The sequence below is a fragment of the Kribbella sp. NPDC048837 genome (genome assembly GCF_055586945.1).
In genome coordinates, this window is sequence record NZ_JBVJHF010000002.1 from 1,515,944 (window position 1) to 1,542,103 (window position 26,160).

Below are 26,160 nucleotides of genomic sequence, written 5' to 3' on the forward strand. Positions count from 1 at the left end.
CCCTACACATTCACCGTTCTGGTGCTGGCGTTCGGATCGTGCGCCGGACTGTCAAGGCAGCGGTGGCGTCGGAGAGGCTGGTGAGCGGCTGGTGCTGACGCGGCCAGCCTGGGCCCGCCGTGAAGGTCTGATGCCCGGTTCTCCCGACTCTCTGCCGGAGGCGCGCCTGGCCTGGTCGGCGCATGCTTGCCCAGAGCACCACCGCTGAGGGATTCGCGCGTGCGATGGAGTTCATCACGGCCGTGGGGCTCGTCTCCGGGCCGAGCAGCACAACGGGCTGGCTTCGTTCGAGTAGCACCGCGTGCAGCACCCTGAGCGGTAGCGTGTGTCGATCTTCAGGGCATTGCACCAGCAAGGTCGGGTGCATGGTGTCCGGCCGGAGTTGCCGTCGGTAGAGATGGCGATCAAGTGCAGCGGTGAACGCGTTCGCGAGCAAGAGTTCGATGTCGGTGCAGTCGCCGGCGGTGGTGAAGCGCAGTCCGAGTTCCCGAAACGCAGGTGCCACGATCTCGGTCCAGGTAGGCCCGGCTCCTCGTTGGTCCAAGCAACTGTCCAGCAGGTCGCCGATCTCGGCGGTCCGCAGCGCCTCGGTCGCGGCGATCAGTCCGTCCGCGGCGGCCGCGGTGTCGGCGAGTCGCGCCGACGCCGTGCGGCCACCTCGGACGCTCAGCCGGGCCGCGTCCTGGGCCGCGACCCCACGTGCGATCAGGCGCTGCATACGGCGGATCCGTTGGACGTCGGCTTCGGTGTAGCGGCGATGCAGTCCGGCCGTACGGCCTGATGGGCTCACGCCGTACCTGGCATCCCAGGTGCGAAGAGTGACAGCCGGAATCCCGAGCAGTGCCGACACCTGCCCCACCGGCAGCACGGTTGCGACCCGCGGGACATCCTCCCGCTGAGCCTTCTTCGACGCCATGGATCCAAGACTGGCACGATCCGACGTCGATCGCGGACTTCGAGCCTTTCAGATGTCCAGCGGGCGCAGGACGAGCCGGATGCCGTGGGCGATCTGCTGGTTGCCCTTGTTGATGTCGAGCGCCCGCGGGTTGAGCATCGGGTTCGCGTCGTTGCGGTCGGCATCGATCAGGCGGATCAGGCGGCACCGCTTGCTGAGCACGTCCACCGTGATCGTTCCGCCCGGCAGAGCGGTGGCGAGCTTCGCTCCGTCGGACTTGAGCGCGGTCCGGCTGTTGATGGTGACGCCCGGGATCACGTGGTAGAGCAAGACTGCCTCGATCGTGTTCACGCCGAGCAGTCCGGCGAGACCGCTGAACAAGGCGCTCTCCGAGCGGTACCACTTGCCGGTCAGGTCCTTCGCCAGGACCCGGAAAGCGCGATCGCTCGGAAGGAAGGCCGTCAAGGGGACGTTGCCGTCGGCAAGGACCTTCACCGGGCTGTTCGGCTTGGCTGCGAGCACAGCTCCGACGGCCTGCGTCAGTAGGTCGTAGTCGTTCCAGTTGCGGTCGAAGGTGTCACCGTCGGCGGCGAGCACGCTGGCCAGGCTGCGGGTTCCGAGGTGTGCGTGCGCGCTGGCCTGGGTTGATGTCGCGACCGCACTGGTGACGAGGATGCCCAGTGCGATCGTTGCCGAGGCCAAGCGACGGGTCAGCCGTGCTGAGATCTTGCGCATCGGAACTTCCTTTCGGGCGGGATCGGCCGCGCTGTCGCGGCCGCTGTCACCCTTACTTCCGATGTACGGGCGTCACCGGATGCAGAGAGCGCCGACCCGGGCGGCTGAGCCTCAGCTGGGCAGGGTTCCGCGGATGATGCTGTCGTGCGAGTGCTCGGGATTTCCGTCGTCGGGCTCCAGGGACACGTCGACGATCCGGTAGCCCTGCGCCGTGATGTCGGCCGGGATCTGGAACGTCCCGCCCGTCCGGGGGTTGAGGACGCCGAGCGAGACCATGCGCTTGCCGTCGACATTGATCAGCCACACTTCGTAGAAGCCCTCGTTGTTGTCCAAGCCGGCGGCTGCGACCTTGAGTTCGCTGCCCGCGTCGCCGCGAATCAGGTCGGCGCTGCCGTCACCGGACTTGCCGGCGAGCGGCTGGAGCTGGATGACGGCCTCGGCCGGCGGTGGCTTGTTGTCGTCCGAGGTGACCAGCAAGGTGCCGATGATCCCTGCGCCGACTCCGACGACCGCCGCGACGCTCGCGGCGACAGCAAGTCCCCGGTGCCGCCACCTCGCCGGCTTCGGTCGCAGTGGAGTGACGGCGGCGCCAGGCGGCTCGGCTTCGAGGTCGAGCTCGGCACCGATCCGTTGCCAGAGGTCCGCTGGTGGACGCTCCAGTCGGGGCAGCTGGCCTCTGACTCCGGCGATCGCCCGCAGTTCGGTCAGGCTGTCGCGGCACCGCGTACAACGCTGGAGGTGATCGGCGGCAGCCGCGTCGGGACCGTCGCCGTCGAGAGCCCACTGGGCCAGCAGCTCCTCATCGAGATGCGTCGTCACCTGTCACCTCCTTGAGTTGATCGCGCAGATACATCAGGCCTCGCCGTACGTGGCTCTTCACCGTGCCGAGCGGCAATGCCAATTGTTCCGCGATCTCCGGATAGGTCTGGTCTTCGTAGAAGGCCAGCCGGAGGATCGTTCGCCTCGGGTCGTCGAGTTTCGCCAGTTCACTGGCCAGCAGGACCCGATCGACCGTGTTTTCGTCCAGCCGTTCCGGCGCGGTGGTCGTCTGCGCGAGTCCTGCGACCGCCTCGGCGTTGCGATGCTCGCGGCTGCGTGCGGTGAGCCGGTCGGCGATCCGATGCCGGGTGATGCCGGTCAGCCATGATCCCAGCTGGCCGCTGGCAGGGTCGAACGTGGTACGTCCACGCCAGGCGGACACGAAGACCTGCTGGGTGACATCCTCGGCGTCGGCCCGATCGCCCAGTGATCGCAGCGCCAAGGTGAACACGAGACCGGACCAGTGCCGATAGGCGTCCGCGAGACTGTCCTCGCGGCCCTCCGCGAAGCCTTTCGCGATATCGGCCGGCGATGGGAGACCGGCCTCGGTGCTGGTCACGATTCGCACTCTAGCGAACTCGGGGCCTTGACCTGCGGCTCTTCCCGCGGGCGCCGATGGGCCATCACGCCGGCGTCGCGGTGACGACGAGATTGTCACGATAACCACCACCGTTGCGGTCGTAGGGCCCGCCGCACGTGATGATCCGCAACAGCCGAGCACCGTCACGATCGAACACCTTGTCGATCGCCAAGCCCGACTTGCGCACATCCTCGACGCTCCGCACCCGGTACGTCGCGACCGAGCCGTCGGTCGAACGCAGGACGATCTGGGCTCCGGGACGAAGCTTTCGCAATCGCACCAGCGGACCGGTGCCGAACTCCTTGCTGTCCAGGTGACCTCCAAGGACGACGGAGCCTCGGTCGTCCGCGGGGCCGGGCCCGAACTGATACCAGCCGATGGTGGCTGGATCGGGCGGCAATGCCATCTGCCCGTCCGCGGCGACACCGACGGCAACTACCGGAACGTCGAGATTCGCGGCATCGACCCGCAGCCTGTCGGGACGGGGACCTTGCACCTCGACCGGCGGATCAGCCGCCCGCGTGCGGATCCCCGGACCGGGAGCGGACGGGGCGCCCGACTTGGCCGCAGTGGGGGTGGGGCCGGCCGTTCGTCCGGGCGCCTCCGTCCGCCCGTCCGAGGTTGCGGACTGTCGTCCGCAACCAGCCAGCAGGCCGAAGACGGTGAGTGCGGCCATCACGCGGATGGCCGCACCGCGACGCCGGATCACGCCCGAGCACGCGCCCGGACAGCCACCGTTCCGAACGCCACCACGCCCAAGGCCGTGAAGCCGAGTACGGCGATCAACCACAGCGGAGTGTCTGATCCTGCGGCCTGACCACCGGTACCGCCAGGAACTCCGGAGGGATTGCCGTGCAGCCCTGAGATCGTCTGCACCGCCAGCTTGAGGTTCTTGTCGGTCGCGCTGCCCCACGCGTAGACGATCGTGTTCGTGCCTTCTTTCAGGTTCACCTCGGCGGGACCGATCGCGACGGTGGAGGTCCCGGCGAGTACGACGTCCGCCGTGACCGTGCCCGCCGGCAGGTCGGCCTTGGCCTCCTTGGGGTTGGTCAGCGACTTGAAGACGGGCTTGCCTCCGGCCCGGACGTCGACCGCGGGTGCCGCGGCGTCATGCCGGACCGTGAGCCGGGCCTGGCCGGCGCTGAGCTTGGAAGTGTCGTTGACGTACGGCGTCAGTTCCGGCTTGCCGGCAGCGCTCAGGTGGGCGACGACCGTGACATTGGCGCCACCGGGCACCTTGAGGTCGTTCGCCTGCATCACCGCAGCGCCGTTCGCGCCGGCGCCGGCCGCGGTGACCTTGAGATCGTACGAGCCCTCGGGCAGCTCGACCGGGTCGGTGAGCGTGCCGGGCTTGAAGTTGGTCAGCAACGCCTTGCCGTTGGCGTAGACGTCCACGGTCGGACCCGGGACCGCGTGTAGCACCGAGACAGTCGCGGTGGCAGTCGGCTGTGCGTGCGCGGTCGCCGCGGGCAGGCCGGCCGCCAGCAGGCCGGTGGCGACCAGGGCAGTGACTCGACGGACAGACATGGAGACCCTCCTACGGATTGGGCTTTCTCTCCTGTCTTCTGTCCGAGGTGCCTCCGCGGACGCGGTCACCGGCATAAAACTTAGGCAAAAGTTATGCGCGGGGGTGTTGCGCCCTCGGCGGCGGAGGCGATGTTGCGTTGCATACCGCCGAAGACGAGGCCGTGGAAGGGCTTGATCGCCCACCAGTACAGGTGGCCGGGCAGGCCGTGGGGGTGGAACAGCGCGCGTTGTCGGAAGACGGTGTTGCCCGCGTCGTCGTGGTCGATCACGAGTTCGAGCCAGGCGAGGCCGGGGAGCCGCATCTCGGCGCGGAGCCGGAGGAGCTTGCGGTCCTCGATCTCTTCGACGCGCCACCAGTCGAGCGGGTCGCCCACGGACAGGTCGCGTGGATTGCGGCGGCCGCGGCGCAGACCCGGGCCGCCGAACAGCCGGTCCAGCAGGCCTCGCGCCCACCAACCGAGGCGCCAGGAGTACCAGCCGTTGCCGCCGCCGATGCCCTCGATCACCGTCCACAGCCGTTCGGGGCTCGCAGGTACGACGCTTTCGCGCTCGTCGACGTACAAGGAGCCGCCGGACCAGTCCGGGTCGCCCGGCAGCGGATCGCTCGGCGCGCCGGGTGTCGACGCGGAGGCCCAGGTGGTCGTCACGTCCAGGTCGCGGACCCGCTTGAGCGCGAGCTCGACCGCCCGGTCGAACCCGGTCAGCCCCGGCTCCGGATCGGGGACGTACTGGGCGATGTCGTGCTCCTTGCAGACGACCTCGTGGATCAGGCTGTCGACCAGCGGTCTGGCGATGCTGCTCGGTACGGGTGTGACCAGACCGACCCAGTGACTGGACAGCGACGGCGTGAGCAGGGGGAGCAGGAGGATGCGCCGTTGGTTGAGGTGGGCAACTTTCGCGTAGCGCTGCATCATGTCGCGGTAGGTGAGGACGTCGGGTCCGCCGATGTCGAACCCGCGGCTCACGTCGGCCGGCATCGATGCGCTGCCGACCAGGTAGTGCAGGACGTCGCGCACCGCGATCGGCTGGATCCGGGTGCTCAGCCAGCGCGGGGTGACCATCACCGGCAGGCGGTCGGTCAGGTGCCGCAGCATCTCGAACGACGCCGAGCCGGAGCCGAGAATCACCGCCGCGCGCAGCACGGTGACCGGTACACCGGATGCCAGCAGGATCTCGCCGACCTCGCGCCGGGAATCCAGATGCGGCGAGAGTTCCTCACCCTCGGGGTAGAGGCCGCCGAGGTAGACGATGCGGGGTACGCCGGCCGCCCGGGCGGCCGTCCCGAAAGTCAAGGCGTTGTTCCGGTCGCGCGCTTCGAACCGCGGGCCGGTGCCGAGGGAGTGGATCAGGTAGTAGGCGATGTCCACGCCGTCCATCGCCGCCCGCAGTTGCCGCGGGTCCCCGGCATCCGCCTCGACGACCTCGACGTCGTCGTACCAGGTCCGATCGCGGAGCCGGCGGGGGTTCCGTGCCATCGCACGGACCCGGAAGCCGGCCTCGAGCAGCTCCGGCACGAGGCGGCCACCGATGTAGCCCGTGACTCCGGTGACGAGGGCGAGGCGCTGATTCATGGCTTCCCGGTGCCCGAGCCGCGGCAGGGATACGCAGTCCGGGTTTGTTGCGTGGGCACTGGTCGATCGCCGCGGTCACCTGACCTCGGCGATTCGGAGAGACCAGAGGAACGGAACCATGGAGATCATCGGAGTCATCGTCGCCGGCATCATCATCGGCGTGCTCGGAAAGTTCGTCGCGCCGGGCGACAAGGACAACATCCCGATCTGGCTCACGATCCTGTGCGGAATCGGCGGAGTGATCATCGGATGGTTCGTCTACACCGCGTTCGGCGGCAACGGCAGCCCGGGCATCGACTGGGTGCGCTGGCTCGTCGCGATCGCGATCTCGGCCATCCTGGTCGTCATCGCATCCTCAATGACCGGCCGGAACACCTCCGCGCGACGCTGAACACACAGGGGCCGCACGGCCGAACGACCTGAGGGCAGCTCCCCGAGCTGCCCTCAGATCTACGTCCTACAGCGTCGGCTCGAGTTTGAAGTCGGTCTTGCGCTTGGCGAGCCACTCCTCGAGGGACTGGAGGGCGGGGTTGAGTTCGCGGACCGTGGCCAGGTCGCGGTCGCCGGTGAAGCGGGTGGAGTCTTCGGCGTAGAACTGGAACATGTTGGCGATCTCGACGGCCAGCGGGAACTGGAGGGCGCGGAACTCGTCCCAGGTCAGGGGCTGGTAGGTGATGTCCTCGCCGAGCGTGTCGCGCAGGGCGGCGGTCAGGGCCGCGGCGTACTGATCACCGGTGAGGTGGTCGCCGGCGATGCTCACGGTTTTGCCGAGCAGGTCGGCGCCGCGCTTGAAGATGCCGAGTGCGGTCCGGCCGATGTCCTCCGACGCGATGCCGGACAGCGGCTGGTCGGCCATCGGCATGTTGAGGACGAGCTTGCCCTCGGCGTTCCGGGCCGGCTCCATCCCGGCGATCAGCGAGTCGAAGTAGAACGTGGTCCGCAGGAAGGTCGTCGGTACGCCGTACTTCGGGAACAGCGCGTCTGCCTCGCCCTTGGCGTCGAAGTGCGGCACCTTGTAGCGCCCGTCGTCCAGGCTCGGTACGTCGTCGCGGCCGGCGAAGAACGGCCGGGTGTCCTCGAGGGTGGACCAGATCAGGTGCGCGATGCCGGCCTCCTTGGCGGCCCGGGCGGCGGTCTCGGCCTGGGCCAGCTCCATCTCGGCGCGGGTCTGGGCCGCGTCCTGCTCCGGGGTCCGCTCGGCCCAGTAGTTCGTCACCACGAACGCGCCGTGCGCGCCCTCGAACGCGGCGCGCACGCTCGCCTCGTCGTCCAGGTCGGCGGCGACCACCTCGGCACCGGCGTCCGCGAGTGCCTTCGCCTTGGCCGACTCCGGGTTCCGCGTCAACGCCCGTACGGCGAACTCCGCGGCCGGGTCCTCGAGGATCGCCCGGACCAGTCCGCCACCCTGCGATCCGGTGGCACCGACGACGGCGATCAGCTTCTTCTCGGTCATATCCAGCAGCTCCTCGGCTGTGAAAACGTTGGGTTGATGTGTCAACTCAACCGATCGTAGCTCGTTTGGTTGATGTGTCAACCCGACCCGGTAGGATGGGGTCGTGGGCAAGGGACCGTGGTTGGACGACGACGAGCAGCAGGCCTGGCGCAGCTACCTGCTGATGAACCGGACGCTGGAGACGCACCTGGAGCGTCACCTCCAGCGGGAGTTCGGCCTGTCCAAGTCCGACTTCGAGATCCTGGTCAACCTGTCCGAGTCCGAGTCCGGCCGGATGCGGGCCTTCGAGCTGGGCAGGGCGACCCAGTGGGAGAAGAGCCGGATGTCGCACCACCTGACCCGGATGGAGAAGCGCGGGCTGATCCGCAAGGAGTCCTGCGACTCCCGCTACCCGGAGATCGCCATCACCGAGGAAGGGCGGGCCGCGATCGAGGCGTGTGCGCCGGCGCATGCGGCCCGGGTCCGGCAGTTCTTCGTCGACGTCTTCGGCCCGGACCGGCTGGCCGTGCTCGGCGAGGTGTCGGACGACATCGTAGAGACGATCGGCAAGCACTGCCACACCGATTGCCCCCCGGCGGTCAGCGGCCTGGAGCCGTGACCCGGCCGCTCCCTGAGGACCGCTCTCAGAGAGCTTTCAGGAGAACTTGACGGTCGCTTGACCTTCTCTTGGAGTGCGGCTGAGGAGCCTCCGGCGAGGCTGACGGCATGGTCACCACAGATGCCTTCGACGCACCCCATTCCTCCAGGCGGCGCTGGTTGCGCCGGGCCTCGGCCGCCGCGATCGCGACCGCCGTCCTCGGGATCGGCGGCACCGGCCTGTCGGTCGCCGTCCTGTCCGCGAAGCAGTCCGACGCGGGCAGCACCGGTACGACGGCCAGCTCGACGAGCTCCGACGACTCGGGCTCGAGCAGCTCCGGGTCCACCTCGAGCAGCGAGTCCAGCGGATCCAGCTCCAGCAGCTCCGGATCCAGCTCCGACGACTCGAGCAGTTCGAGCAGTGGGCTCGGGTCGTCGAGCTCGGGTTCGACGTCGCAGGGCGGGAGCAACGGATCATGAGCGCGTCCCGGACCTGGACCGCGTGGAGCTGCACGGTCCGCCTGACCGTCGACGACCCCGCCGTACTCGGGGCGGCCTGCGGTGAGCTGAAGGCCCTGATGGATCGCGTCGACAAGGCGGCCAGCCGGTTCCGCCCGGACTCCGAGTTGTCGATCGTCAACAATCGGGCCGGCGCCCTCGTGCCGGTGTCGCGGCTGCTGGTCGACCTGGTCGACGTCAGCCTGGTCGCGGCCTCGATGAGCGGCGGCGCGGTGGACCCGACCGTCGGCTCCGCGGTGATCGCCGCCGGGTACGACGACGACATCGAGGCGGTACGACGGCGCTTCCCGCAGCCGGCGCACGACCCGCAGCCGGTCGCCGGCTGGCAGGAGGTCAAGCTGAACCGCAAGCTCGCGCTGCTCGGCATACCGAAGGATTCGGCCCTCGATCTCGGCGCCACCGCGAAGGCCTGGACCGCCGACCGCGCCGCGAACGTCATCAGCAAGCGCTACGGCTGCGCCGTACTCGTCGAGATCGGTGGGGACCTGCGCGCCGCCGGACAGCCGGCCGAGCCGTGGGTCATCACGGTCGCCGAACGCGCCGGCGACACCGGAGTCCTGGTCACCCTCTCGCACGGCGGCCTGACGACGTCGACGCGGACGGTACGGCGCTGGCAGACGCCGACCGGCTACGGCCACCACGTCATCGACCCGCGCACCGGACGCCCGGCCGATGGCCCTTACCGAACCGCATCCGTCTGGGCTCCGACCGCCGTACGCGCGAACACCTTCAGCACGGCGTTGGTGGCGACAGGGGAAGGTGCCCTCGGCCGACTGAAGCTTGCGGGTCACCCGGCCCGGCTGGTGGCCGACGATGGTGAGGTCACCGAGTTGCTGGGCTGGCCGGCCGCGAGCAGGGCCGCGTGATGACGCTGTGGTACCTGGCCCGCGCGGCCGGAGTGGTCGCGATGATCATGTTCACGCTGTCGGCCACGCTCGGCATCGTGATGTCCGGCAATCGCCGGCCGGAGCGCCGGTTCTGGCTGCAGTACGTGCACCGCTCGGCCGCTGCGACCGGACTGGTCGTGCTGACCGCTCACGTGATCGCGGTGATCGCGGACGGCTACGTCGACATCAGTCCGACCGTGCTGGTCTGGCCGTTCGGTTCCGGCTACCGGCCGTTCGCGATGGTCGTCGGCGTGCTCGCTCTCTACGGATTGGTGCTCGCGTCCGTCGTCGGGGCCGCCCGCGGCCGGCTGGCCGCTTCCGAGTCCTTCACGAAGCACTGGCGCAAGATCCACATCGCCGCATCGGTCGGCTGGCTGCTGTCCATCGGGCACGCACTCCTGGCCGGCACCGACCGCGGTACGCCGTGGATGCTCGCCCTCGCCCTCGGCTGCCTGGCCGCGGTCGGCGCGGCAGGTGCCTACCGCTCCCGCGCCACGACACCCCTCAACCTCGCACGGGCCGGGAGGATCCGATGACGACGACCATGCAGCACACCAGAGTGATCGGTGACGCCCGACTGCTGGCCGGACTCGACCAGGGCCGGCTGGACCGGCAGCGGCACCTCTGGACCCACGGTCCGCAGCCGGAGCTCACCCGAGCGGACTACCTCCGGCTCTCCGAAGCGGTCGGCCTCAGGGGTCGCGGTGGTGCCGCCTTCCCGGTCGCACTCAAACTCGCCGACCTCCCTGCGAAAGGCATCGAGGCCGTCGTCGTGAACGGTTCCGAGAGCGAGCCGGTCAGCCGGAAGGACCGTCTGCTCCTCACTCTGTCACCGCACCTCGTTCTGGACGGTGCCGTCGGTCTGGCCCGCGCACTCGGTGCACCTCATGTGCTGATCGCCGTACACGATGGTGCTGCCGCCACCTCCGTCCGTGAGGCACTCATGGAGCGCCAGGACGGACTGGCGATCGAGGTGAGCGACACTCCAGGTCGGTTCGTCGCAGGCGAGGCCCGTGCGGTGCTGAGTGCGCTGGAAGGTGGTGCCGCCGTACCGCCCGGTCGGAGGGTGCTGCCGACGCGCAAGGGCTATCACCGGCGGCCCACCTTCCTGTCGAACGTGGAGACGTTCGCCCAGCTCGCCGTACTCGCGCGGCTCGGGTCCAAGGGGTTCGGCAGTACCGGACTGATCAGTGAGCCGGGGACGCAGTTGCTGACCATCGATGGGGCTGTGCGGTGGCCCGGTGTGATCGAGACACCGACCGGTGTGCCGCTCGACACGGTCCTGCAGTTCGCCGGCGCGGAGCCCGGGCCGGTGCTGCTCGGCGGGTACCACGGCCGTTGGCTGCCGCGGACCGAGGGCCTGACGCTGCAGCGACCTGAGGCGTCCGCGGGCATCATCCTGGCGCTCGGCTCCGACACCTGCGCGCTCGGCGAGGTGCATCGGGTCGCGCAGTGGCTCGCAGGCCAGTCGGCCGGCCAGTGCGGTCCGTGTGTGTTCGGCCTGGCCGCACTCGTCGATGACTTCGCCAGGCTGGTCAAGGGCGACCCGGCCGGCTGGCATGACGCCCAGCGGCACCTGGGTCTCGTCCCCGGCCGCGGAGCCTGTGCGCACCCGGACGGCTCGGCGCGCTTCCTCGCGTCGGCGCTCGAGGTCTTCGGCGAGGACGTACGTCGGCACCTCGCCGGCGGTGGCTGCGGAAGGCCGGTCCAGGGTGTCCTGCCCGTTCCCGGAGGTGCGTGGTGAACAAGGTGGAGATCGACTGGACCCGCTGCGACGGGCACGGCCTCTGCGCCACCCTGCTGCCGGATGACGTCGTCCTCGACGAGTGGGGTTTCCCGGTCTTGAGAGGTCGTGAAATCACCGCCGGTGAGCTCCCGGATGCACGTCGCGCAGTCCTTGCCTGTCCCGCTCTCGCACTACGTCTCAACAATCGATGACAGCCTCGTCCCGACATCACACCAGTGACAAAGGTGGACTAGTCTCTGAGTGATCGCACAATGTCGTGCGGTACGGCGTGACGGCGCCGAGATCACGTGTGGAGACGGTGGGGAATGCAGAGCAAGCTGGACGTCCAGAAGGCGGATGTGCTCGCCAAGGCGGTGGCCGCGGGAACACATGGGCACGACAAGTCGGTGGATCCGGCGAAGCTGAAAACCTTCCTCGAGCGGTACTACCGTCACGTCGCCGCGGAGGACGTGGCCGAGCGCGAGCCGAACGACTGCCTCGGGGCGGCCCGGCACCACTACAAGACCGCCATGTCCCGCCCGCAGGGGACGGCGAAGGTGCACGTCTTCACGCCCACCCTGGAGGAGCACGGCTGGTCCGCGAACGGCCGGACCGTGGTCGAGATCGTCATCGACGACATGCCGTTCCTGGTCGACAGCGCCTCGATGGCCATCACCGAGCACAGCCTCGAGCTGCAGCTGCTGATCCACCCGCAGTTCGTGGTCCGCCGTGACATCGCCGGCACCCTGCAGGAGGTCCTGGACGACACCGAGTCCGCCGACGGGCACGACCTGGTCCGCGAGAGCTGGATGCACCTGGAGATCGACCGGATCGCGGACGTCGCCGAGCACCGGGCGCTGGAGCAGGCCCTGCAGAAGGTGCTGCACGACGTGCGCGAGGCGGTCGAGGACTGGCCGAAGATGCACGAGAAAGCGGTCTCCATCGCCGCCGGGCTGAACGCGGCCGACCTCCCGGTCGGCGAGCACGAGGTGGCGGAGGCGCGCGAGCTGCTGGAGTGGCTCGCCGACGAGCACTTCACCTTCCTCGGCTACCGCGAGTACGACTTCACCATGGAGGGCGAGCAGGGCATCCTCCGCGGCCGTCCCGGGACCGGGCTCGGCATCCTCCGGCCGGACCCGAAGCCGGGCTCGGGCAAGCTGCCGCCCGAGGTGAGCGCGAAGGCGCAGGAGCGCAAGCTGCTGATCCTGACCAAGGCGAACTCCCGGTCCACCGTGCACCGGTCGACGTTCCTGGACTACGTCGGGATCAAGCAGTTCGACGAGACGGGCGAGCCGGTCCGGGAGTGCCGCTTCATCGGTCTGCTGTCGTCGACGGCGTACACCGAGAGCGTCATGCAGGTGCCGGTGCTGCGGCGCAAGGCGCTGGAGCTGTTCCGGATGACCGGCTTCGATCCGAACAGCCACAGCGGCAAGGGCCTGCTCGACGTGCTCGAGACCTACCCGCGCGACGAGCTGCTGCAGGCGCCGGTGGAGGACCTGCTGCCGATCGTGCAGTCCGTGCTGCACCTGCAGGAGCGGCGCGCGGTCAAGCTGTTCGTCCGGCGTGACGTCTACAACAGGTACCTGTCCTGCCTGGTCTACCTGCCGCGTGACCGCTACACCACCGCGGTCCGGCTGAAGATGCAGCAGATCCTCAAGGACGCGATCGGCGCCGAGAGCGTGACCTACGCCGCCTACGTGACCGAGTCCGTGCTCGCCCGGGTCCACTTCGTGGTCCGGATGAAGCAGGGCGAGACGGTCGGGGAGTACGACTCCGAGCTGCTCGAGCAGAAGGTGATCGACGCGACCCGGGCATGGGCGGACGACTTCACCGCGGCGCTGCACCTGCAGGGCGGTGACGGTGCCGTCGCCAAGCTGGCCCGGCGGTATGCGAACGCCTTCCCCGAGGCGTACAAGGAGGACTTCGATGCCCGCGTCGCCGTGAACGACGTCGGCGTGCTGGAGAGCCTCCCGGCCGACGACGGCCTGGCCATGTCGCTGTACAGCCCGATCGACGAGGAGTGGGAGGGCGAACGCCGCTTCAAGGTCTTCCGGACCGGTACGGCGCTGTCCCTGTCCCAGGTGCTGCCACACCTGACCCACATGGGTGTCGAGGTGATCGACGAGCGCCCGTACGAGATCCGCTGCGACGACAGCAGCACGGCGTACATCTACGACTTCGGGCTCAAGGCGCCGGAGGACACCGAGGAGCGCGAGGATCTGCGGAGGCTGTTCTCCGACACGTTCCAGGCGGTCTGGGAGGGCCAGGCCGAGTCGGACGCGCTGAACGCTCTGGTGCTGCGCGGCAGCCTGAGCTGGCGCCAGGTGTCGATCCTGCGCGCGTACCGGAAGTACATCCGGCAGGGCGGTACGCCGTTCAGCCAGAGCTACATCGAGAATGCGTTCCTGACCCACGTGGACATCGCGAGCCTGCTGGTCCAGCTGTTCGAGGTCAGCTTCGACCCGGCGCGCGGTGCCGCGGACGACCCGGACCGGACCAGCCGGATGGCCCAGCTGGAGAAGGAGATCCTGGCCGCGCTGGACACGGTGAAGAGCCTGGACGAGGACAGGATCCTGCGGTCCTACCTGACCGTGATGAAGGCGACGCTGCGGACGAACTTCTTCCAGCCCGGCCCGGACGGCCGGCCGCGCTCGTACATCTCGCTGAAGCTGGAGCCGAAGGCGATCCCGGACCTGCCGCAGCCGCGGCCGGCGTACGAGATCTTCGTGTACTCACCGCAGGTCGAGGGTGTGCACCTGCGCTTCGGCGCGGTCGCCCGCGGTGGCCTGCGCTGGTCGGACCGGCGGGAGGACTTCCGGACCGAGGTGCTCGGCCTGGTGAAGGCGCAGATGGTGAAGAACTCGGTGATCGTGCCGGTCGGCGCGAAGGGCGGGTTCTACGCCAAGCAGCTGCCGGACCCGGCGGTCGATCGGGACGCCTGGCTGGCCGAAGGCATCTCGTCGTACAAGACGTTCATCTCCGGGCTGCTCGACATCACCGACAACATCGTTGCCGGGGGCATCGTTCCGCCGCGCGACGTGGTCCGCTACGACGGCGACGACGCCTACCTGGTCGTTGCCGCGGACAAGGGCACGGCGACGTTCTCCGACATCGCCAACGGGGTCGCGAAGGAGTACGGCTTCTGGCTGGGTGACGCCTTCGCGTCCGGCGGCTCGGTCGGCTACGACCACAAGGCGATGGGCATCACCGCCCGCGGCGCGTGGGAGTCGGTCAAGCGGCACTTCCGCGAGCTGGGCCACGACTGCCAGAACGAGGACTTCACCGTCGTCGGCGTCGGCGACATGTCCGGTGACGTGTTCGGCAACGGGATGCTGCTGTCGGAGCACATCCGGCTGGTCGCGGCGTTCGACCACCGGCACATCTTCCTCGACCCGTCGCCGGACGCGGCGGCCTCGTTCGCCGAGCGCCGGCGGTTGTTCGACCTGCCGCGGTCGTCGTGGGCGGACTACGACGCGTCGCTGGTCTCCGCCGGCGGCGGGATCTACCCGCGCACCGACAAGGCGATCCCGATCTCGGCCGAGGTGCGCGAGGTGCTCGGGCTCGAGGGCAGCCCGGCGACGCTGACGCCGGCCGAGCTGATGAACGCGATCCTGAAGGCGCCGGTCGACCTGTTCTGGAACGGCGGCATCGGCACCTACGTGAAGTCGTCCGGTGAGACCAACGCCGACGTCGGCGACAAGGCCAACGACCCGATCCGGGTCAACGGCTCCGACCTGCGCGCCCGCGCGGTCGGCGAGGGCGGCAACCTGGGCTTCACCCAGCTCGGCCGGATCGAGTACGCCGCCGGCGGCGGCCGGATCAACACCGACTTCATCGACAACGTGGCCGGCGTGGACACTTCCGACCACGAGGTGAACATCAAGATCCTGCTGGACAAGGTGGTCGCCGACGGGGACCTGACCGAGAAGCAGCGCAACGACATCATCGCGTCGATGACCGACGAGGTCGGCGCGCTGGTGCTGAAGAGCAACTACCGGCAGAACATCGCGCTGGCCAACGCGACCGCGCAGGCGCCGGCCCTGATGCACGTCCACCAGGACTGGGTCCGGCGGCTCGAGAAGCTAGGACTGCTAGACCGCGAGCTGGAGTTCCTGCCCAGTGTCAGCGAGTTCAAGCGGCGCAAGGCCGAGGGCAAGGGCCTGACCTCGCCGGAGCTGTCGGTGCTGATCGCCTACACCAAGATCGTGATGGAGGCCGAGCTGCTGCAGACGTCGCTGCCGGACGACCCGTACCTGGCGCACAAGCTGGCCAGCTACTTCCCGAAGGCGATCCACGAGCGGTTCCCCGAGCAGGTGCAGCGTCACCAGTTGCGGCGCGAGATCATCACCACCCAGGTGGTGAACGAGTTCGTGAACACCTCTGGCATCACGGCGTACCACCGGCTCTCGCTGGAGACCGGCGGGACGGTGGAGGACGTGGTCCGCGGGAACCTCGCGGCGTCGCGGATCTTCGCCCAGCCGGAGCTGCTGTCCCGCAACGCCGAGCTGGACAACGTCGTCGACGCGGCGACGCAGACGCACATGCGGCTGGAGACCCGCACGCTGGTCGAGCGCGCCACCCGGTGGCTGGTCAGCAACCGGCGGCCACCGCTGGACATCGCGGAGCTGATCGAGTTCTTCGGTCCCGGGATCGCGAAGCTCACCGAGGCGCTGCCCGAGCTGCTGCGCGGCCGTGAGCTGGCGTTGTTCGAGCAGCGGCGTCAATCCCTGGTGGAGAAGGGAGTTCCGGCCGACTTCGCGACCAGGATCGCCGTCCTGCCGCCGGCGTACGCGGGTCTGGGCGTGCTCGAGACCGCGTCGCGTGACGACATCGACATCTTCGAGGTCGCCAAGGTGCACTTCGCCCTCGGCGAGCGGCTGCAGCTCGGCCGCTTCCTCGAGCGCATCATCGGCCTGCCGCGCACCGACCGGTGGCAGACGATGGCGCGCGCCGCGCTGCGCGACGACCTGCACGCGGTGCACGCCCGGCTGACCCGTCAGGTGCTGGCGACCACCGACGTCTCGGCCGAGCCGGAGGAGCGGGTCATCGCCTGGCAGGACCAGAACGCGGCCGCCCTGTCGAGGGCCGCGTCGATGCTCGAGGAGATCGTCGACACCGAAGGACCGGAGCTCGCGCACCTGTCCGTCGGCCTGCGACTCGTGCGGACGCTGATCGCCAACCAGGCCTGACCTGGAAGACTGCGGGGTGTGCGAGCACTCGAGGACGTTGTTGGTGGGGTCGAGTACCCAGGGCGCGGGCTGGCCCTGGGTCGGGACCGGGACGGCGCCGGGTTCGCCGCCTACTGGCTGACCGGGCGTAGTCCGGCGTCGAAGCAGCGCCAGCTGGTCGTGTCCGACGACGAGATCGTCGTCCAGGACGTCTCGGGCGGGTCCACCGACGACCTGCGGCACTACACCGCCGCGGTGCGTGCCGACGGCTGGATCGTCGTCGGCAACGGGACGCAGGTCGCCGAGCTGGCGGAGGCGCGCCGGGCCGGGCGGGATCTGCAGGTGGCGTTGCGCGAGCACGCCTACGAGCCGGATCCGCCGATCCGGACCCCGCGGATCTTCGCGACCGCGTCGACCGACGGCACCGGCATCACCATCGGCTCGGCGCGCTCCTTGCCCGGCGCCGAGGAGTTGGTGCAGCACCCGTCGTTGTACGTCGCCGACCTGCCGCCGGCCACGGCCGTCACCATCAGCACGTACGCCGGGACCGCCGCTGACGTGGTCACCTCCGGCATCCCGGAGATCGTCTCCGCCGACACCTCCTGGACGTCCGTGGCGGATCTGGTCTGGGACCGGCTCGGTGCGGAGTTGCGGGTCGCTCTCTTCGTGGTGCCGCTCGACGCTCCGTCGTTCGCGGCCGCCCTGCTCCGCTGATCGATCAGCGTTCGGAGACGATGACGTCGACCGAGTACTGGTCGGCTCGGTAGCAGTGGTTGCCGTATTCGACCGGGGAGCCGTCGGCGGCGTAGGCGGAGCGGGTCATGGTGACGAGCGGCTCGGCCTTGGACATGTGCAGGGTCCGGCGTTCTTCGGCGGTGGCGTTGCGGGCGCCGATCCGCTGGCGGGCGACCGTAGGCCGGATCCCGCGGGCGCGGAGCACGGCGTACAGGCCGGAGGTGGTGAGTTGCTCCATCGTCAGGTCGTTGAGTGCCGGGGGCAGCCAGTTGCGCATGATCGCGAGCGGGAGGTCGTCGGCGTACCGGAGCCGGACGATCGAGACCAGCGGGGTGCCGGGCGGCAGCTCCAGCACCGCGGCGGCCTGGTCGTCCTGGGCCTCGCAGTCCAGCGACAGGACCTCGGTGCGAGGGGTCCGGCCCTCGCGCTGCAGGTCCTCGTAGAGGCTGGTCAGCTCGGCCTTGCGGTGCACCATCTGGTTCGCGACCGTGGTGCCGATGCCGCGGCGGCGGACCAGCAGGCCCTGGTTGACCAGCTCGGAGATGGCCCGGCGGACCGTCGGGCGGGACAGGCTGAGCCGGTCGGACATGCCGATCTCGTTCTCGAACGGGTCGCCGGGGCGCAGCCGGCCGTCGGTGATGGCAGCGGTCAGCTGCTCGGCGAGCTGGTGGTACAGCGGCACCGGACTCGTCCGATCCAGCTGAATCGGCAACGCGGCGGTCATGGGGCCTCCCGCCCTGGACTGAGGAGCGCAGGGAGCGAAGCGACCGGAGCGACGAGGGAAGGGCGGGAGTACAAGCCCCATGACCCGCCGAGCGGTAGCGAGGCCAACAGCACGGTCATGAGCGGGATGTTACAACAGTGCAGTATGTATGTCTCTACGTGAAAATGTGTTAACAAACTATTGACACCTCTTCCGGGGGCCGGGAAGCTGGCGGGCAGTGAGCACCGGGCCGTCGTGCGCGGGGACGAGCAGAGAGGTCGACGTATGCGGATCGGGTTGGTCGGGGTCGGGCGGATCGGGGCGTTCCACACCGCGACGCTGAAGGGGCTGCCGGCGGTGGACCAGGTGGTGGTCGCGGACGCCGATCCGAGCCGCGCCGAGCTGGTCGCGAAGGAGCAGGGGGTGGAGTTCGCCCCGGACATGCCGGCCTTGCTGGCGAGCGGGCTGGACGGGTTCGTGATCGCGGCCGCGACGTCGGCGCACGCGGACCTGATCGCCGCCGGTGTCGCCGCGGGCATCCCGACGTTCTGCGAGAAGCCGGTCGCGATCGACCTCGCCGAGACCCTGCGGGTGGTCGAGCTGGTCGAGGGTTCCGACGTACCGGTGCACATCGGGTTCCAGCGCCGCTTCGACGCCGGGTACCAGGCGGTCGCCGCGCAGGTGCGGTCGGGCGAGCTCGGGTTCATCCACCACATCCGGGCGAACACGAACGACGCGTTCCCGCCGCCGCGGGAGTACATCCCGACCAGTGGCGGATTCTTCCGCGACTGCACCGTGCACGACTTCGACATCATCCGGTACGTCACCGGCCGCGAGGTCGTCAGCGTCTTCGCCACCGGCGCGAACCGCGGTGAGTCCTTCTTCGGCGAGTACGGCGACGTCGACGCGGCCGCCGCCCTGCTCACGCTCGACGACAACACCTTCGTCTCGGTCAGTGGCACCCGGTACAACGCCGCCGGTCACGACGTCCGGATGGAGGTTCTCGGCAGCCTCGGCTCGGTCGCGGTCGGGCTGGACGAGCACACCGCGCTGCGCTCGGCCGAAGCCGGCGTCAGTTTCCCCGGTGGGGAGCCGCACGCGACGTTCATGGACCGCTTCCGCCCCGCGTACGTCGCCGAGCTGACCGCGTTCACAGAGGTCGTCGCCGGCACCCGCGGCGTGCCGTGCACGGTTCGCGACGCCTACCAGGCCTTCCGCACCGCCGACGCCTGCGAGCTCTCCCGCCGGGAGCAGCGCGTCGTCGCTCTCGACGAGATCGCATGACCCACCAAGGTTCCCACCCAGCAATGACACCAGAGGAGATCGCTCGATGACTGACCTTGCTCTCCGGATCGCCGGCGCCCCCATCTCGTGGGGCGTGTGCGAGGTCCCGGGGTGGGGCTGGCAGTACGACCCGCGGACGGTGCTCACCGAGATGCGCGACGTCGGCATCGCGGCGACCGAGTTCGGCCCGGACGGTTTCCTGCCCGACGACCCGGCCGAGAAGGCGAAGACGCTGTCCGACCTGGGCCTGCGCGCCGTCGGCGGCTTCGTCCCGGTCGTCCTGCACGACCCGTCGCACGACCCGGCACCGGAGGTGGCCACGGCGCTCGAGGGGTTCGTCGCTGCCGGTGCGACCACGCTGGTCCTCGCCGCCGCGACCGGCCACGACGGGTACGACGGCCGCCCGGTGCTGGACGAGACCGGCTGGAGCACGCTGTTCGGCAACCTGGACAAGCTGTCCGCACTGGCCGCCGACCGCGGAGTGCTGGCCACGATCCACCCGCACGTCGGCACCATGGTCGAGAACGCCGACGACGTCGACCGCGTCCTGGCCGGCTCCTCGATCGGTCTGACGCTGGACACCGGCCACCTGCTGATCGGCGGCGTCGACCCGGTCGCGCTGACGGTTCGGAGCACGCCCCGGATCAAGCACATCCACCTCAAGGACGTCGACGCGCAGTGGGCCGCGAAGGTCCAGTCCGGCGAGGTCACCTACACCGACGCCGTCCGGCAGGGGATGTACCGGCCGCTCGGTGCCGGAGACATCGACCTCGCCACGATCGTGCGCACGCTGGAGAAGGCCGGCTACAACGGCTGGTACGTCCTCGAGCAGGACACGATCCTCCCGGACCGTCCGGCCGACGAGGGCCCGGTGGTCGACGTCCGGGCGAGCATCGCCCATCTGCACGAGATCGCGGGGAGTCTGTGATGACGGACGACGTACTGACGATCGGACGGATCGGGGTGGACCTGTATCCGTTGCAGGTCGGCACGCACCTGGAGGATGTCGAGTCGTTCGGGAAGTTCCTCGGTGGCAGCGCGACGAACGTGGCGGTGGCCGCGGCCCGGCACGGACGGAAGTCGGCCGTGATCAGCCGGACCGGGAACGATCCGTTCGGCACGTTCATCCACCGGACGCTCGGCGAGCTCGGGGTCGACGACCGGTTCGTGGCTCCGGTCGACGGCCTGCCGACGCCGATCACGTTCTGCGAGATCTTCCCGCCGGACAACTTCCCCTTGTATTTCTACCGGTTCCCGAAGGCGCCGGATCTCGTCATCAACCCCGACGAGCTGGATCTGCGGGCGATCCGGGACGCCCGGATCTACTGGTCCACGGTGACCGGGCTGTCGGCCGAGCCGTCGCGGTCGGCGCATTTCGCCGCCTGGGAGGCCCGTGGCCGCAAGGCGATCACCGTGCTCGACCTCGACTACCGGCCGATGTTCTGGGCCGATCCGAGCGAGGCGCACGAGCAGGTCAGCCGCGCGCTCGACCACTGCACCGTTGCCGTCGGCAACCGTGAGGAGTGCGAGGTCGCGGTCGGCGAGACGGACCCGGACAAGGCGGCGCAGGCGCTGCTGGACCGCGGCCTCGATCTCGCCGTCGTGAAGCAGGGGCCGAAGGGTACGCTCGCCCGCACCCGGGACGAGCGCGTCGAGGTGCCACCGTTCCCGGTCGAGGTCGTCAACGGGCTCGGCGCCGGTGACGGCTTCGGCGGCGCGCTGTGCCACGGACTGCTGTCCGGCTGGCCGCTGGAGAAGATCATCCGCTTCGCGAACACCGCAGGCGCGATCGTCGCCTCCCGTCTCGAGTGCTCCACGGCCATGCCGACTACCCGGGAAGTCCTGACTGCCATGGGGGAGGAAGCATGACCACCCGCGACCCGAACCCCGACGCCCGCCGCCCGATCCCCATCCACCACCCCGCCCAGAGCCCCGACGACGAACCCACCGTCATAGCCCGCCCGGGAACCCCCAACGACCCCACCGTCGTTGCGCGGCGTCCCGCGGCGCCGGCTTATGCCGACGACACGACCGTGAGCGCCTACCCGGCACCTGCCGGGTACGACGAGCCGACGATGGCCGTGCAGTCGGGGCTGAACGGGCAGGGGTACGACGCCCGGCTGGCGGAGCTGACCGAGATTCGGGTGCGGCATCCGGAGCGGATCGCCGAGGCCTGGCAGCAGCGGCGGACCCGGCCGCTCGTCGGCGACGACGGACGGCTGCTGATCGTGGCTGCCGATCACCCGGCGCGTGGTGCGCTCGGTGTTCGCGACAACCGGCAGGCGATGGCCAGTCGGCCCGGGCTGATCGCCCGGCTGGCGACGGCCCTCGAGCGGCCCGGGGTCGACGGTGTGCTCGCGACTCCCGACGTACTGGAAGACCTGCTGCTGCTCGGTGCGCTCGAGGGCAAGGTGGTCATCGGCTCGATGAACCGCGGTGGCCTGCAGGGCGCGGCGTTCGAGCTGGACGACCGCTTCACCGCGTACCGCTCGGCGGACGAGATCGCCGCCCGCCGGCTCGACGGCGGCAAGATGCTGACCCGGATCGACCTGGGTGACCCGGGCACGGTGGCGACGCTGGAGAGCAGTGCCGCCGCGGTGACCGGGCTGGCCGAGCACAAGCTGATGGCGATGGTCGAGCCGTTCTGGTCGACGCGCACGGACGGGCGGGTGACGAACCTGCTCGACCCGGACTCGGTGATCAAGTCGATCCACATCGCCGCGGGGCTCGGCGCGACGAGCGCGTACACCTGGCTCAAGCTGCCGGTCGTCGACGACCTCGCCCGGGTGATGGAGGCGACGACACTGCCGACGCTGCTGCTCGGCGGCGACCCGACCGGTGCGCCCGAGGAGACGTACGCCGCCTGGGGCAAGGCGCTCAGCCTTCCCTCGGTCCGCGGCCTCGTCGTCGGCCGGGCGCTGCTCTTCCCACCCGACGGCGACGTGGCGGCCGCGGTCGACCACGCCGCGACTCTCGTCCACGGAGGTGCCGCATGACCGAGTGGTTCCGGCCCGCGGGCTCCACCGCGCGCGACGGCTTCGAACTGACGGTGCGCCCGGGCGAGGCCGACTGGCATCACACCGGTCTCTCGATTCGCACCTTGCTCCCGGGGCAGTCGGTCGAGCTCGACACCGGCGACTGCGAGTACCTCGTGCTGCCGTTGAGCGGCTCGGCCGAGGTGATCGTCGAGGGGGAGGCCGTCCCACTCGGCGGCCGGGCAGATGTCTTCGCCGGCCCGACCGACCTCGCCTACATTCCCCGCGGTACGACGTTCGCCGTGGTCAGCGCAGGGGGTGCACGCATCGCCTTCCCGCACGCGAAGGCGGCCAACGCCTACCCGTTCCGGCGGATCGGTGCCGAGCAGGTGGAGACCGAGCTGCGCGGTGCCGGCGTCGCCTCCCGGCAGGTCCGGAACTTCGGTACGCCGGGTGTCCTCGATGCGGACTCGATCATCGCCTGTGAGGTGATCACGCCGGCCGGCAACTGGTCGTCGTACCCGCCGCACAAGCACGACGAGCACAAGCCGGGCAAGGAGAGCGAGCTCGAGGAGATCTACTACTTCGAGCTGCAGCTGTCCGACGACGTGCCGGAAGGTGTCAAGGGCAACGATCCGATCGGCTACCAGCGCGTCTACGGCACCGAGGACCGGCCGATCGACGTCCTGGCCGAGGTCCGCAGCGGCGACCTGGTGCTCGTGCCGCACGGCTGGCACGGGCCGGCGATGGCGCCGCCCGGCTACGACATGTACTACCTGAACGTGATGGCCGGGCCGGGCACCGAGCGGCAATGGCTGATCACCGACGACCCACAGCACGCCTGGGTCCGGGAGCTGTGGAACACACAGCCCGTCGATCCCCGGCTGCCCTTCGGAGCAGGAGGAGAAGAGTCATGAAGGTGCGCCTCACGGTCGCCCAGGCGCTGGTGCGCTTCCTGAGCGTGCAGTACTCCGAGCGCGACGGCCGCCGGCAGAAGCTCTTCGCCGGCTGCCTCGGCATCTTCGGTCACGGCAACGTGGCCGGCGTCGGCCAGGCGCTGCTGCAGTCCGAGCTCGCCGATCCGGACGCGCTGCCGTACATCCTGGCCCGCAACGAGCAGGCCATGGTGCACACCGCGGCGGCGTTCGCCCGCACCACCAACCGCCTGCAGACCTACGCGTGTACGGCGAGTATCGGCCCCGGCTCGACCAACATGATCACCGGCGCCGCGCTCGCCACGGTCAACCGCCTGCCCGTCCTGCTGCTGCCGTCGGACACCTTCGCCACCCGGGTCGCGGCACCGGTGCTCCAGGAGCTGGAGAACTTCGGTGCCGGCGACATCAGCGTGAACGACGCGTTCCGTCCGGTCTCGCGGTACTTCGACCGCGTCAGCCGCCCGGAGCAACTGCCGTCCGCCCTGCTGAACGCGATGCGGGTCCTCACCGATCCGGCCGAGACCGGCGCGGTCACCCTGGCCCTGCCGCAGGACGTGCAGGCCGAGGCCTTCGACTGGCCGGAGGAGCTGTTCGCCGAGCGCGAGTGGCACGTCGCCCGGCCGTTGCCCGAGACAAGCATCCTGGACCGCGCGGCCGAGCTGATCCGCAGCTCCCGGCGCCCGCTGATCGTGGCCGGTGGCGGAGTCGCGTACTCCGGGGCGAACGACGTACTCCGGACGTTCGCGGAGTCGACCGGCATCCCGGTCGGGGAATCCCAAGCAGGTAAGGGATCGCTGGCCTACGACCACCCACAGTCCGTCGGCGCGATCGGCTCGACCGGGACCACGGCCGCGAACGCGCTGGCCGAGTCCGCCGACCTGGTGATCGGTGTCGGCACCCGGTACGCCGACTTCACCACGGCGTCGCGCACCGCCTTCCAGAATCCCGACGTACGGTTCGTGAACATCAACGTGGCCGGCTTCGACGGCGGCAAGCACGCCGGCCTTCCGGTGGTGGCCGACGCCCGCGAGGCGCTCGCCGCGCTGGGCACCACGCTGGACGGCTGGTCGGTCGACGACGAGTACCGGGCCGAGACCCGGCAGCTCGCGAGTGAGTGGGACGCGATCGTCGAGCGGGCGTACAACCCGCCGGCCGAGGTGACCGGGAAGCTGGCCGCGGGCCTGCTGACCCAGGGCGAGGTGCTCGGCTGTGTGAACGAGCTGTCCGACCCGCGCGACGTCGTCGTCTGCGCGGCCGGCTCGATGCCGGGTGACCTGCACAAGCTGTGGCGGACCCGCGACGGCAAGGGCTACCACGTCGAGTACGGCTACTCCTGCATGGGCTACGAGATCGCCGGCGGGATCGGCGTCCGCCTCGGCGCCCCGGACCGGGACGTGTTCGTGATGGTCGGCGACGGATCGTACCTGATGATGTCGACCGAGCTGGTCACCGCCGTCCAGGAGAACGTCAAGGTGATCGTGGTCCTGGTCCAGAACCACGGCTTCGCCTCGATCGGCGCACTGTCGGAGTCGCTGGGTTCCCAGCGCTTCGGTACGTCGTACCGCTACCGCTCCGGGGACGGCCGGCTGGACGGCGACTACCTGCCGGTCGACCTGGCCGCGAACGCCCGCAGTCTCGGCGTCGAGGTGGTCGAGGTGGACAGCCGCGCCGAACTGGAGAAGGCGATCGGCCTCGCGAAGGCCGCGACCGGACCGATCGTGATCCACGTCCGGACCGACCCACTGGTCGGTGCGCCGGACAGCGAGTCCTGGTGGGACGTCCCGGTCAGCGAGGTGTCGACGCTCGCGTCGACCTCGACGGCGCGGACGGCGTACGAAGAATCCAAGGCGGGACAGCGCCCCTACGTGGCGCCGGTCACGTACACGCGGGAGGTGGACGACTGACGGTGGCACGCACTCCACGGGGGCACGCGAATCACGGGCCGGGAATCGTCCGGCTCCTCATGCAGAAGGCTCCTCCACGAAGGGGAAGAGGAAGATGTTCGGATCAAGGAGGCGGTGGCTGACTGCCGCCCTCGCTGTGAGTCTGGTGGTCACAGCGGCAGGCTGCAGCAGCAGCGGGGGGAAGCAGGCCGAGGAGGACGCCGCGAACAACGCGGCGGCCGGCAAGGCGGACACCCCGAAGATCACGATTGCGATGATCACCCACGCGGCCCAGGGCGACACGTTCTGGGACATCATCCGCAAGGGTGCGAACGCGGCGTCGGCGAAGGACAACGTCGACCTGAAGTACTCGTCCGACCCGGACTCGACCAAGCAGGCGAGTCTGATCCAGAGCGCGATCGACAGCAAGGTGGACGGGATCGCGCTGACGCTGTCCGACCCGGCCGCGATCAGCCCGATGGTGAAGAAGGCAACCGACGCGGGGATCCCGGTCGTCGTCTTCAACCAGGGCTTCCAGGCCTGGCAGGAAAGCGGTGCGCTGTCGTACTTCGGATCGAACGAGCAGGAAGCCGGTGAACAGGCCGGCAAGCGGGCGGCGGAGGCCGGCGCCAAGCACATCCTCTGTGTGCCGCAGGCCCAGGGCTCGCTCGCGCTGGAGACCCGCTGCAACGGTGTCGAGAAGGGCTTCACCGGGGCAGGCGGCAAGTACACCAAGCTGTACGTGAACCAGCTCGACATGCCGTCCGTGCAGTCGACCATCACGGCGAAGCTGACCCAGGACAAGACGATCGACTACGTGATCACCCTGGGCGCGCCGATCGCACTCACCGCGATCCAGTCGATCAAGGCGGCCGGCAGCTCGGCCAAGCTGGGGACGTTCGACAGCAACCCGCAGATCATCGACCCGGTGAAGAACGGTCAGGTGCAGTTCGTCATCGACCAGCAGCCGTACCTGCAGGGTTACCTCGGGGTCGATTCACTCTGGTTGTACAAGGCCAATGGCAACGTCATCGGTGGCGGTCTGCCGGTTCCCACGGGTCCGTACTTCGTCGACAAGTCCAACGTCGATGCGTTCGCCAAGTTCGCGTCGGGCGGCACCCGCTAGGTGCGGCTCCGGGCCTTGCCCGCCACGTGCGGGCGGGCCCGGAACCCCGGGAATCGGAGGTAT

25 protein-coding genes are annotated in these 26,160 nt (G+C 69.6%); 15 read left to right on the forward strand and 10 right to left on the reverse strand.

Annotated features, from left to right (window positions below; genetic code table 11):
* Positions 1-10: 10 nt before the first annotated feature.
* The 7 genes from ACZ6O0_RS15240 to ACZ6O0_RS15270 form a co-directional block, all read right to left on the reverse strand.
* On the reverse strand, positions 11-916 hold the full coding sequence (locus ACZ6O0_RS15240) for a MerR family transcriptional regulator (RefSeq protein WP_465765483.1): 906 nt from the start codon (positions 914-916) through the stop codon (positions 11-13).
* A gap of 48 nt (positions 917-964) precedes the next feature.
* Positions 965-1,630: a fasciclin domain-containing protein gene (locus ACZ6O0_RS15245; RefSeq protein WP_465765484.1), complete on the reverse strand. Its 666-nt coding sequence runs from the start codon at positions 1,628-1,630 to the stop codon at positions 965-967.
* 111 nt (positions 1,631-1,741) lie between these two features.
* Positions 1,742-2,449, reverse strand: coding sequence for an anti-sigma factor (locus ACZ6O0_RS15250; RefSeq protein ID WP_465765485.1), 708 nt, complete (start codon positions 2,447-2,449; stop codon positions 1,742-1,744).
* The gene (locus ACZ6O0_RS15255) at positions 2,430-3,008 is read right to left on the reverse strand and encodes an RNA polymerase sigma factor (RefSeq protein WP_465765486.1); all 579 of its coding nucleotides are present in this window, start codon (positions 3,006-3,008) and stop codon (positions 2,430-2,432) included. Before ACZ6O0_RS15255 ends, ACZ6O0_RS15250 begins: the two co-directional genes overlap by 20 nt.
* A gap of 64 nt (positions 3,009-3,072) precedes the next feature.
* Positions 3,073-3,738, reverse strand: coding sequence for a class F sortase (locus ACZ6O0_RS15260; RefSeq protein WP_465765487.1), 666 nt, complete (start codon positions 3,736-3,738; stop codon positions 3,073-3,075).
* Positions 3,735-4,556 (reverse strand): DUF4397 domain-containing protein, encoded by an 822-nt coding sequence (locus ACZ6O0_RS15265; protein WP_465765488.1) that lies wholly within the window; start codon positions 4,554-4,556, stop codon positions 3,735-3,737. Before ACZ6O0_RS15265 ends, ACZ6O0_RS15260 begins: the two co-directional genes overlap by 4 nt.
* An 80-nt stretch (positions 4,557-4,636) precedes the next feature.
* Positions 4,637-6,127, reverse strand: a complete 1,491-nt coding sequence (locus tag ACZ6O0_RS15270; RefSeq protein WP_465765489.1) for an SDR family oxidoreductase — start codon at positions 6,125-6,127, stop codon at positions 4,637-4,639.
* Positions 6,128-6,245: 118 nt separating this feature from the next.
* Between ACZ6O0_RS15270 and ACZ6O0_RS15275 the strand changes: the two genes are divergently transcribed.
* On the forward strand, positions 6,246-6,518 hold the full coding sequence (locus ACZ6O0_RS15275) for a GlsB/YeaQ/YmgE family stress response membrane protein (protein WP_465765490.1): 273 nt from the start codon (positions 6,246-6,248) through the stop codon (positions 6,516-6,518).
* A 66-nt stretch (positions 6,519-6,584) separates the two neighbouring features.
* On the opposite strand, the gene ACZ6O0_RS15280 is transcribed toward ACZ6O0_RS15275, so the two are convergent.
* On the reverse strand, positions 6,585-7,580 hold the full coding sequence (locus ACZ6O0_RS15280) for an NmrA/HSCARG family protein (RefSeq protein ID WP_465765491.1): 996 nt from the start codon (positions 7,578-7,580) through the stop codon (positions 6,585-6,587).
* 103 nt (positions 7,581-7,683) lie between these two features.
* Between ACZ6O0_RS15280 and ACZ6O0_RS15285 the strand changes: the two genes are divergently transcribed.
* The gene (locus ACZ6O0_RS15285) at positions 7,684-8,178 is read left to right on the forward strand and encodes a MarR family winged helix-turn-helix transcriptional regulator (RefSeq protein WP_465765492.1); all 495 of its coding nucleotides are present in this window, start codon (positions 7,684-7,686) and stop codon (positions 8,176-8,178) included.
* Between the two features lie 25 nt (positions 8,179-8,203).
* Here ACZ6O0_RS15285 and ACZ6O0_RS15290 read toward each other — a convergent pair whose 3' ends face one another.
* Positions 8,204-8,626 carry a hypothetical protein gene (locus tag ACZ6O0_RS15290; protein WP_465765493.1) on the reverse strand — a complete coding sequence of 141 codons (423 nt, stop codon included), beginning with the start codon at positions 8,624-8,626 and terminating at the stop codon, positions 8,204-8,206.
* Positions 8,627-8,632: 6 nt separating this feature from the next.
* Here ACZ6O0_RS15290 and ACZ6O0_RS15295 point away from each other — a divergent pair, with 6 nt between their 5' ends.
* The 6 genes from ACZ6O0_RS15295 (at position 8,633) to ACZ6O0_RS15320 (ending at position 17,170) form a co-directional block, all read left to right on the forward strand.
* Positions 8,633-9,541 (forward strand): FAD:protein FMN transferase, encoded by a 909-nt coding sequence (locus tag ACZ6O0_RS15295; protein WP_465765494.1) that lies wholly within the window; start codon positions 8,633-8,635, stop codon positions 9,539-9,541.
* Entirely contained in the window at positions 9,538-10,098 is a 561-nt protein-coding gene (locus ACZ6O0_RS15300; protein WP_465765495.1) for a hypothetical protein, read from the forward strand. The genes ACZ6O0_RS15295 and ACZ6O0_RS15300 overlap by 4 nt, the downstream gene beginning before the upstream one ends.
* Entirely contained in the window at positions 10,095-11,306 is a 1,212-nt protein-coding gene (locus ACZ6O0_RS15305) for an NADH-ubiquinone oxidoreductase-F iron-sulfur binding region domain-containing protein (protein WP_465765496.1), read from the forward strand. The genes ACZ6O0_RS15300 and ACZ6O0_RS15305 overlap by 4 nt, the downstream gene beginning before the upstream one ends.
* Entirely contained in the window at positions 11,303-11,500 is a 198-nt protein-coding gene (locus ACZ6O0_RS15310) for a ferredoxin (protein ID WP_465765497.1), read from the forward strand. Before ACZ6O0_RS15305 ends, ACZ6O0_RS15310 begins: the two co-directional genes overlap by 4 nt.
* 114 nt (positions 11,501-11,614) lie before the next feature.
* Positions 11,615-16,477 (forward strand): NAD-glutamate dehydrogenase, encoded by a 4,863-nt coding sequence (locus tag ACZ6O0_RS15315; RefSeq protein ID WP_465765498.1) that lies wholly within the window; start codon positions 11,615-11,617, stop codon positions 16,475-16,477.
* 18 nt (positions 16,478-16,495) lie between these two features.
* Entirely contained in the window at positions 16,496-17,170 is a 675-nt protein-coding gene (locus ACZ6O0_RS15320) for an IMP cyclohydrolase (RefSeq protein ID WP_465765499.1), read from the forward strand.
* A gap of 4 nt (positions 17,171-17,174) precedes the next feature.
* Here the strand turns inward: ACZ6O0_RS15320 and ACZ6O0_RS15325 are convergent, their stop codons facing one another.
* Positions 17,175-17,915 carry a GntR family transcriptional regulator gene (locus tag ACZ6O0_RS15325; RefSeq protein ID WP_465765500.1) on the reverse strand — a complete coding sequence of 247 codons (741 nt, stop codon included), beginning with the start codon at positions 17,913-17,915 and terminating at the stop codon, positions 17,175-17,177.
* Positions 17,916-18,179: 264 nt separating this feature from the next.
* Here ACZ6O0_RS15325 and ACZ6O0_RS15330 point away from each other — a divergent pair, with 264 nt between their 5' ends.
* The 7 genes from ACZ6O0_RS15330 to ACZ6O0_RS15360 all read left to right on the forward strand — a co-directional run bounded on the left by ACZ6O0_RS15330 (position 18,180) and on the right by ACZ6O0_RS15360 (position 26,097).
* Positions 18,180-19,178 (forward strand): Gfo/Idh/MocA family protein, encoded by a 999-nt coding sequence (locus ACZ6O0_RS15330; protein ID WP_465765501.1) that lies wholly within the window; start codon positions 18,180-18,182, stop codon positions 19,176-19,178.
* A 46-nt stretch (positions 19,179-19,224) separates the two neighbouring features.
* On the forward strand, positions 19,225-20,106 hold the full coding sequence (locus tag ACZ6O0_RS15335; RefSeq protein WP_465765502.1) for a TIM barrel protein: 882 nt from the start codon (positions 19,225-19,227) through the stop codon (positions 20,104-20,106).
* Positions 20,106-21,047: a 5-dehydro-2-deoxygluconokinase gene (iolC, locus tag ACZ6O0_RS15340; RefSeq protein WP_465765503.1), complete on the forward strand. Its 942-nt coding sequence runs from the start codon at positions 20,106-20,108 to the stop codon at positions 21,045-21,047. Before ACZ6O0_RS15335 ends, iolC begins: the two co-directional genes overlap by 1 nt.
* A 206-nt stretch (positions 21,048-21,253) precedes the next feature.
* Positions 21,254-22,174 (forward strand): Cgl0159 family (beta/alpha)8-fold protein, encoded by a 921-nt coding sequence (locus ACZ6O0_RS15345; RefSeq protein WP_465765598.1) that lies wholly within the window; start codon positions 21,254-21,256, stop codon positions 22,172-22,174.
* On the forward strand, positions 22,171-23,070 hold the full coding sequence (gene iolB / locus ACZ6O0_RS15350) for a 5-deoxy-glucuronate isomerase (RefSeq protein WP_465765504.1): 900 nt from the start codon (positions 22,171-22,173) through the stop codon (positions 23,068-23,070). The genes ACZ6O0_RS15345 and iolB overlap by 4 nt, the downstream gene beginning before the upstream one ends.
* The gene (iolD, locus tag ACZ6O0_RS15355; protein WP_465765505.1) at positions 23,067-24,992 is read left to right on the forward strand and encodes a 3D-(3,5/4)-trihydroxycyclohexane-1,2-dione acylhydrolase (decyclizing); all 1,926 of its coding nucleotides are present in this window, start codon (positions 23,067-23,069) and stop codon (positions 24,990-24,992) included. Before iolB ends, iolD begins: the two co-directional genes overlap by 4 nt.
* A gap of 145 nt (positions 24,993-25,137) precedes the next feature.
* A complete protein-coding gene (locus ACZ6O0_RS15360) occupies positions 25,138-26,097 on the forward strand; it encodes a sugar ABC transporter substrate-binding protein (RefSeq protein WP_465765506.1) in 960 nt (319 codons plus the stop codon).
* Positions 26,098-26,160: the final 63 nt, after the last annotated feature.

Coding starts and splice junctions, on each gene's coding strand:
- ACZ6O0_RS15345 (WP_465765598.1), top strand. CDS start 21,254: ATGGCCGTGCAGTCGGGGCTGAACGGGCAGGGGTACGACGCCCGGCTG.
- iolB (WP_465765504.1), top strand. CDS start 22,171: ATGACCGAGTGGTTCCGGCCCGCGGGCTCCACCGCGCGCGACGGCTTC.
- ACZ6O0_RS15325 (WP_465765500.1), bottom strand. CDS start 17,915: ATGACCGCCGCGTTGCCGATTCAGCTGGATCGGACGAGTCCGGTGCCG.
- ACZ6O0_RS15295 (WP_465765494.1), top strand. CDS start 8,633: ATGAGCGCGTCCCGGACCTGGACCGCGTGGAGCTGCACGGTCCGCCTG.
- ACZ6O0_RS15330 (WP_465765501.1), top strand. CDS start 18,180: ATGCGGATCGGGTTGGTCGGGGTCGGGCGGATCGGGGCGTTCCACACC.
- ACZ6O0_RS15240 (WP_465765483.1), bottom strand. CDS start 916: ATGGCGTCGAAGAAGGCTCAGCGGGAGGATGTCCCGCGGGTCGCAACC.
- ACZ6O0_RS15305 (WP_465765496.1), top strand. CDS start 10,095: ATGACGACGACCATGCAGCACACCAGAGTGATCGGTGACGCCCGACTG.
- ACZ6O0_RS15270 (WP_465765489.1), bottom strand. CDS start 6,127: ATGAATCAGCGCCTCGCCCTCGTCACCGGAGTCACGGGCTACATCGGT.
- ACZ6O0_RS15265 (WP_465765488.1), bottom strand. CDS start 4,556: ATGTCTGTCCGTCGAGTCACTGCCCTGGTCGCCACCGGCCTGCTGGCG.
- ACZ6O0_RS15275 (WP_465765490.1), top strand. CDS start 6,246: ATGGAGATCATCGGAGTCATCGTCGCCGGCATCATCATCGGCGTGCTC.
- ACZ6O0_RS15335 (WP_465765502.1), top strand. CDS start 19,225: ATGACTGACCTTGCTCTCCGGATCGCCGGCGCCCCCATCTCGTGGGGC.
- iolD (WP_465765505.1), top strand. CDS start 23,067: ATGAAGGTGCGCCTCACGGTCGCCCAGGCGCTGGTGCGCTTCCTGAGC.
- iolC (WP_465765503.1), top strand. CDS start 20,106: ATGACGGACGACGTACTGACGATCGGACGGATCGGGGTGGACCTGTAT.
- ACZ6O0_RS15245 (WP_465765484.1), bottom strand. CDS start 1,630: ATGCGCAAGATCTCAGCACGGCTGACCCGTCGCTTGGCCTCGGCAACG.
- ACZ6O0_RS15315 (WP_465765498.1), top strand. CDS start 11,615: ATGCAGAGCAAGCTGGACGTCCAGAAGGCGGATGTGCTCGCCAAGGCG.
- ACZ6O0_RS15280 (WP_465765491.1), bottom strand. CDS start 7,580: ATGACCGAGAAGAAGCTGATCGCCGTCGTCGGTGCCACCGGATCGCAG.